General features: G+C 61.0%; 6 protein-coding genes and 1 tRNA gene. 6 read left to right on the forward strand and 1 reads right to left on the reverse strand.

From position 1 onward, the window contains the following. The first annotated feature begins 5 nt into the window (after nt 1–5). The 5 genes from dapF to VFI82_13760 all read left to right on the forward strand — a co-directional run bounded on the left by dapF (nt 6) and on the right by VFI82_13760 (nt 5,828). Nucleotides 6–791 (forward strand): diaminopimelate epimerase, encoded by a 786-nt coding sequence (gene dapF, locus VFI82_13740; GenBank protein ID HET7185745.1) that lies wholly within the window; start codon nt 6–8, stop codon nt 789–791. Nucleotides 792–872: 81 nt separating this feature from the next. Then, the gene (locus tag VFI82_13745; GenBank protein ID HET7185746.1) at nt 873–1,856 is read left to right on the forward strand and encodes an LD-carboxypeptidase; all 984 of its coding nucleotides are present in this window, start codon (nt 873–875) and stop codon (nt 1,854–1,856) included. A gap of 20 nt (nt 1,857–1,876) precedes the next feature. Next, on the forward strand, nt 1,877–3,301 hold the full coding sequence (mpl, locus tag VFI82_13750) for a UDP-N-acetylmuramate:L-alanyl-gamma-D-glutamyl-meso-diaminopimelate ligase (protein ID HET7185747.1): 1,425 nt from the start codon (nt 1,877–1,879) through the stop codon (nt 3,299–3,301). A 146-nt stretch (nt 3,302–3,447) separates the two neighbouring features. After that, a complete protein-coding gene (locus tag VFI82_13755; GenBank protein ID HET7185748.1) occupies nt 3,448–5,121 on the forward strand; it encodes a PDZ domain-containing protein in 1,674 nt (557 codons plus the stop codon). Continuing rightward, nucleotides 5,121–5,828, forward strand: coding sequence for a lysophospholipid acyltransferase family protein (locus tag VFI82_13760; GenBank protein HET7185749.1), 708 nt, complete (start codon nt 5,121–5,123; stop codon nt 5,826–5,828). The genes VFI82_13755 and VFI82_13760 overlap by 1 nt, the downstream gene beginning before the upstream one ends. Nucleotides 5,829–5,893: 65 nt before the next feature. On the opposite strand, the gene ribA is transcribed toward VFI82_13760, so the two are convergent. Then, nucleotides 5,894–6,520, reverse strand: coding sequence for a GTP cyclohydrolase II (gene ribA / locus VFI82_13765; GenBank protein ID HET7185750.1), 627 nt, complete (start codon nt 6,518–6,520; stop codon nt 5,894–5,896). Nucleotides 6,521–6,749: 229 nt separating this feature from the next. Here ribA and VFI82_13770 point away from each other — a divergent pair. Further along, nucleotides 6,750–6,825: transfer RNA gene (locus VFI82_13770), tRNA-Ala, on the forward strand. Nucleotides 6,826–7,030 lie beyond the last annotated feature (205 nt).

The raw sequence follows: 7,030 nt of genomic DNA on the forward strand, positions 1-7,030 counted from the left end.
CAAGCATGCCCTCAACTCCGTTCACCAAAGCCCACGCCTGCGGCAACGACTTCCTTCTCATCGAGGGCAAACATGCCCCCAAGGACCTGAAGGAATTTGCGGTAAGGATCTGCGACCGCCACACCGGCGTCGGCGCCGACGGCCTGGAGTGGATTTTTTCCGATCCCAAGGCTGACGCGCGCGCCCGTCTCTTCAATGCCGACGGCTCGGAGGCGGAAATCTCCGGCAACGGCACCCGATGCGTGGCTGCCTACCTGGTGGCGCAGAAAAAGCGCGAGCATGTAAGCATCCGCACCGGCGCCGGGATCAAGACTTGCAAGCTCATTGCGCAGGACGGCCATCATTTCGAATTCGAAACCGCGATGGGCGAGCCGCAGGTGGGCGACCCGTTCTCTATCAAGCTGGCATTCGGCGAGCAGGTTGGTGTTCCGGTCTCGATGGGCAATCCGCATTTCGTCCTGTTCGTGGATGAATTTGCTCCCGGGTGGCAGGCGGAGGCGAGTGAAATCGAACACCATCACGACTTCAAGTTCGGCACGAACGTTGAGCTGGTGCGCATTGCAAACAAGGGTGAAATTGACATCGTAATTTTTGAGCGCGGGGTCGGAGAAACCCGCTCCTCGGGCACCGGATCGTGCGCTTCGGCGGTGGCCGCGATTGCCGCCGGACGGGCGCAGTCGCCGCTGCTGGTGAAGTCTCCCGGCGGGGCCCAGATCGTCCGCTGGGAGGGCGAAGTTTTTCTTACCGGCCCGGCAGAGATCGTGGCCAAGGGTGAATTTTTTGGCGAATAAAGAGGCCGGCTGTTTTTCCGGATCGCGCACAAGTCGTCAATCGACAATCGACAATCGAAAATGATGTTATAGACGCAGCCGATGCCCTCCGTTACCAAGCCGCGCCCGGCTCCTCCGTTGCTCAAGCCCCCGGCACTTCGTCCCGGCGACCGCGTGGGTGTCATCGCGCCGGCCAGCTACTTCAAGCGCGAGTTATTCGACCAGGGCATTGCGGCGTTGCGGCGGAAGGGATACGAACCAGTATTCCTCGATACCATCTTTGATCGCGATCTCTACTTCGCCGGCTCGGCCGAGCGCCGTGCGCGCGAGTTAGAGCAGATGTTCTCCCGCGACGATGTTCGCGCCCTCGTATGCGTGCGCGGAGGCTACGGCGCCAACTATCTGCTGCCCCACATCGATTGCGATCTCATTCGCAAGCATCCCAAGATTTTTTGCGGTTATAGCGACATTACCTGCCTGCTCACCTGGTTCCACGATGCCGCCGGCCTGGTGACGTTTCACGGTCCCATGATCACCGGCGATTTCGTGCGCCAGCACGGCATCAACGAAATGTCGTGGCTGGCGGCCACGGGCGGAAACGCGGACTGGGAGCTGGCTTCGCACCAGTTGTTCGGTTTCAACGCGATGATTCCCGGCTTTGGCGAAGGCGTGCTCTATGGCGGGTGCCTCTCCATACTGGTAGCGTCGCTGGGCACGCCTTACGAAGCGCAGACCGAAGGCAAGCTCCTGTTCCTGGAGGACATCGGCGCCAAGCCCTACCAGATCGACCGCATGCTGATGCAGTTGAAGTATGCCGGAAAATTTCGCGACGTGAAGGGCATCGTGCTGGGCGAAATGATGGACTGCATCCAGTCTCCCGAGCAGCCCTACACGCTGCAGGAGGTAGTCGAGAGGATTGTTGGCGAGCTGAATGTCCCCGTCGCTTATGGCTTGAGGTCGGGACACGTATCGCGGGAAAATGCCACGCTGCCGTTTGGGGTGCGAGCGCGATTGACGGTGACGACGGAAACCGTCCGCTTGGAATTCCTGGAGAGTGCGGTGGCGAAGGCGCACGACCTGAAGTAGATTCTGCATTTGCGTTGATCATGACCAATCCCAAGCACATTCACCTGATCGGCATCTGCGGCACCGCGATGGCGTCGCTGGCGGGCATGCTCAAGCAGCGCGGCTACGACGTTCGCGGCTCCGACGCCGCCGTCTATCCTCCCATGTCGGATTTCCTGGCCGGGCTGGAGATTCCCGTCGCGCAGCCCTACGCCGCGCAGAACCTCGATCCGCGGCCCGACCTGGTGATTGTCGGCAATGCCATCTCTCGCGGAAACCCGGAGCTGGAGCGGCTTTTGAACGACCGCATTCCGTTCCAGTCGATGGCGCAAGTGCTCTACGAGGAGTTCCTTCGCGGCCACCAGGTGATCACCATCGCCGGCACCCACGGCAAGACGACGACCACCTCGATGCTGGCGTGGATCTTCGAGGCGGCGGGACGGCGGCCCTCGTTCGTCATTGGCGGAATCGCGGAGAACTTTGGCGCCAGTTTCAAGCTCGACGACGGCCCTCACTTCATCATCGAGGGCGACGAGTACGACACCGCTTTCTTCGATAAGGGCCCGAAATTCCTGCACTATTTTCCCGACGCGGTCGTGCTCACCTCAGTCGAATTCGATCACGCCGACATTTATAAGGACCTCGATTCGGTCAAGACAGCGTTCAAGCGCCTGGTGAACCTGGTGCCGCAGCGCGGGCGCGTGCTTGCCTGGGACGGCCAACCCGAGGTGGACGAATGCGTGGCGCGCGCTTTTTGCCCGGTCGAGCGCTACGGCTTCGGCGCGAATTCCCAGTGGCGGATCGCAAATGTCCGCTACGAATCCGGCCGCACGCGCTGGTCGGTGCAGCGTGACGGACGCCCGTGGGCGGATTTGGAATTCACCCTGGCCGGCGAGTACAACGTGCTCAACGCCACTGCCGCGGCAGCGATGGCGGCCTCCTGCGGCATCGAGGTCTCCCAGATTGCCGACGCCCTGCGCGCGTTCCAAAGCGTGAAGCGACGCCTGGAGGTGAAGGCGGAAATCGGCGGAGTCACCATCATCGACGACTTTGCGCACCATCCCACCGCCATCTCCGGAACCCTGAAAGCGCTGCGCACGCGCTATCCGGGGAGCCGGCTTTGGGCGGTGTTGGAACCGCGTTCGAATACCCTGCGCCGCAATGTCTTCCATGAAGCGCTGTCGCAGAGCCTCGCACTGGCCGATGAAGTCATCGTGGCCGGCATCTTCAAGTCCGAAGCGATTCCGGCCGCGGAGCGGCTTGACCTCGAGGAAGTAATCATGGAAGTGCGCCGCCGCGGCAAACCGGCGCGTCAACTTCCCGATGCCGATGCCATCGTCGAGGCCATTACGCCCGAGTTGCGTCCCGGCGACGTGGTGGCGATTCTTTCCAATGGCGGCTTTGGCGGCATCTATGAGAAGCTTCCGCGTTCGCTGAAGAACCGCGAGGTCTCCGCGAAAGCGTGAAACACGTTTGCCGGAAAACACTGCTGATCTGCTGCCTTATTGTGTGTGCGGCAGCCTCAGGGCAGGTGCCGTCATATTCTCCTCCGGAGCCCGGCGGACTTCGTTACACCGTAACTTTCGCAAACACCGCCAACCATCTCCTACATGTGCAGATCGAAGTCCCACGGGAGTTTTCGCGAGAACTGCAACTGCCGGTGTGGAATGCGCTTTACCAGGTGCGGGACTTCTCGCAACACGTACAGCACACATCCGCTCATGAGAAGTTTCATAACCCACTGCCAATCACCGCTGTGGACAAAACGACGTGGCGGGTTGGCGGCGAAGACTCATTCACCTTCGAATACGACATCGTCGCTAACACTCCGGGTCCGTTCGGCGCGGAAGTCAATGAGCAGCACGCGTTCCTGAATCTCGCCGAAGTTTGCGTTTATGTCGTCGGCGCCAAGGACCGATCATTGTCGGTTTCGTTTACCGGCTTTCCGCCGAATTGGAAGATTGCGACGCCGCTGATGGACCACGCCGTCAAAATGACGGGCGCCGCCGGCATCGAACTGCAGGCCCGCAACTACGATCGTCTTGTGGACTCTCCCGTGGAATTTGGGGAATTTGACGAGATCGAGATCGAAGATGGCGGCGTGCAGTATCGTATCGTCGTGGACGCGAACACTGCTGATTACGATCTTCGCGCCATCGCGGCCATGGACCGCAAGCTCGCCGCGACCGAAATCGAATGGATGCAGGACCGGCCCATCGATCATTACCTCTTCATCTACCACTTTCCCCGCCGCCCCATCGGCGGCGGCATGGAACATGCTTACTCGACCGCAATTTCCGCCCCCGCCGAGCGCGTCAAGAACGACCCGCTTTCCCTTGCCGACGTGACCGCGCACGAGTTCTTTCACCTGTGGAACGTCAAGCGCATCCGCCCGCAGTCGCTCGAGCCGGTGGACTACACCAAAGAGCAGTACACGCGGGCGCTGTGGTTCAGCGAGGGCGTTACCTCCACCGTTGCCGATTACATGCGGGTCCGCGCCGGGTATCTCGACCAGAACGGGTTTCTTACCGAACTCGCCAACGACATTCGCATCCTGGAATCGCGGCCCGCGCGCCTGACGCAGTCGGTGGAAGAATCCAGCCTGGATGCCTGGCTGGAGAAATACCCGCCCTACGATTTGCCGGAGCGCTCGATTTCCTACTACAACAAGGGCGAAATTCTCGGCATGCTGCTCGACCTCGAAATGCGCGAGTCCAGCGCCGGCAGGAAATCATTGCGCGATCTTTTTCTCTGGATGAACCAGCGCTACGCCAAGCAAGGCAAGTTTTTTCCCGATTCGCGCGGGGTCCAGGAAGCGGCGGAAGCTGTCACCGGCAGGGACTTCGGAGACTTTTTCACCCGCTACGTCGCCGGGGTTGATCCGATTCCTTACAACCGGTTCTTCGCCACCGTCGGCTTGCGTCTTGACAAGCAAACCATAACGGTGCCGGATCCGGGTTTTCGCACCCAGCGCCGGCAATCCGCTGTCGCCGTCGTTGTTGTCGTGAACCCGGGCAGCGAAGCGGAGAAAGCGGGCTTGCGCGCGGGAGACGTCATTCAGCAGGTCAACGGCCAGCCCGCCAGCGCAGTGCCGGAAGATGATGTAGCGCGGTTACGCATCGGCGACACCGTGGACCTGCGGGTCTCCGCCGCGGCCGGACCACGCAAAATCAAGTTCAAGCTAGCCGGCGCGCCGGTGGAGAATTATTCGATCGCCGAGCGCGACGACGTTACGCCTGCGCAGCGCGCCCGCCGTGCCGCCTGGATCCGCGGCGACTCCGAATAATGCGCACCTTGCTCACCCTCGCCTGGTGGACCGCGATGACTCCCATCACCGGGCTGCTCACGCTCCCCTACGCGCTGCTGACCGGCAACAGCAATTTTCTGTACGTGATGGGCATGTGGGTGGTGAGGGTGGGCGTCAGGCTTTCAGGCGTGCGGGTTCAGTTGATTGGGCGGGAGCGCCTCGACCCCAAGCAGACCTACATTTTCATGTCGAATCACGTCTCTAATCTCGATCCACCGCTTCTCATACCGCTGTTGCCCAACCGCACCTCGGTGCTGGTAAAGAAGGAATTGTTCCGCATCCCGATACTTGGCTTTGCCATGCGTGTCGCCCACCTGGTCCCGGTGGACCGCCGTGACCGCGATTCTGCCATTGCCAGCATGCGCACCGCCGCCGAGGTCATCCGCTCCGGACTCAGCATGACCGTCTTTCCCGAGGGCACGCGCTCCCTCGACGGCCGCCTGTTGCCGCTGAAGAAAGGGCCGTTCTATCTCGCCATGGAGTCGGGCTGCCCGATCGTCCCGGTGACGCTGCTCGGCTCCCACGAAATTTTGCCGAAAGGGAAGATGCTTATCTCGCCCAAAAAGGCAGACGCGAAGATCGTCTTCCACGATCCCATTTCGCCCAAGGATTTTCAGGACCGCGACGCCCTGATCGCCGCAGTTCGTGAGTCCATCAGCAGTTCGCTCCCCCTCGATCGCCAGTGAAGGGAATAGTGAAGGGGATTAAGAGTGAAGATTTACTGAAATGCTTTTGTTGTTGAGCTTTGGATTTACTTCGAGAACAGGTGTCCCATCTTCTCTTTTTTCGTCTTGAGATACTGCTTCGCTTGCGAGGTTGGCTCCGGCTCGCACGGGACGCGTTCCTTCACGGCAATTCCGGCCGCCTGCACCGCCGCAACCTTATCGGGATTATTCGACAGCAGGCGGACCTCGGTCAAATCCAGCGCCTTCAGCACCTCGACCGGCAAGGCGTACTGACGGCAATCGGCGGCGAACCCGAGCCTCTCGTTTGCTTCCACCGTGTCCAGGCCGCGGTCCTGCAATTCGTACGCCTGCAGCTTGGCCATCAGGCCGATGCCGCGTCCTTCCTGCTGCTCGTACACCAGCACCCCGCAGCCAGCGGCGGCGATCATCTCCATCGCCATCTCCAGCTGCTGCCGGCAATCGCAGCGCAGGGAACCGAATACGTCGCCGGTCAGGCATTGCGAGTGGATGCGCACCAGCGGCACGGATTCGCGAATGTCGCCCATCACCAGCGCGACCGCGGTTTCCTTGCGCCGCTCGCCGCCGCCGTTGGTCAAGGGGAAGGAGCCCTCGAACCCGAAAATGCGAAATTGCCCCCAGCGGGTGGGGAAGTTCGCTTCGGCGACCTTGCGCACGTGCTTGGATGGTGTCACAGCTTCATTATATGCGCCACCATTGAGGCTAGGGCGCGGAAGCGCGTCACACCATGCTGTGACCTGCGCCCGTGCGCATCCCCGCTGAAACTACAGTAGCGTAGCGGCGGAATTTATTTTCCCGGTCCCGGCGGATTGAAATCCGCCGCTCCACAATTCTTGCGCCAGCCCGGTGCCCGTACCGTACTGGCTCGCCCGTCCCGGCTGCTGTTAAAATGAACTCACGCGTGGGCCTGTAGCTCAGCTGGGAGAGCGCATCGTTCGCAACGATGAGGTCACCGGTTCGATCCCGGTCAGGTCCACCAAGCGAAACCAAATAGAATTTCCACAAAAAAATTCAATCTGGTCATCTGGTCACACTCCCGAACTGTGAGCACGGCAATCCAAGGTACGGCTCCGCGCCAATGGCGCGATGGGCCGCTGCAACGGGGCCCCTAAGTCCGAGACAGAAATCACCGTCAACGAGTAACATGAACGCGCTGTGTCACAGCGCGAGGCGGGACCTGGGTC

Source organism: Terriglobales bacterium, assembly GCA_035691485.1.
GTDB lineage: Bacteria > Acidobacteriota > Terriglobia > Terriglobales > Acidobacteriaceae > JAIQGF01.

Bases quoted from the DNA above. Each gene is read 5' to 3' on its own strand.
- mpl (HET7185747.1), top strand. From the start codon at position 1,877: ATGACCAATCCCAAGCACATTCACCTGATCGGCATCTGCGGCACCGCG.
- VFI82_13745 (HET7185746.1), top strand. From the start codon at position 873: ATGCCCTCCGTTACCAAGCCGCGCCCGGCTCCTCCGTTGCTCAAGCCC.
- VFI82_13760 (HET7185749.1), top strand. From the start codon at position 5,121: ATGCGCACCTTGCTCACCCTCGCCTGGTGGACCGCGATGACTCCCATC.
- dapF (HET7185745.1), top strand. From the start codon at position 6: ATGCCCTCAACTCCGTTCACCAAAGCCCACGCCTGCGGCAACGACTTC.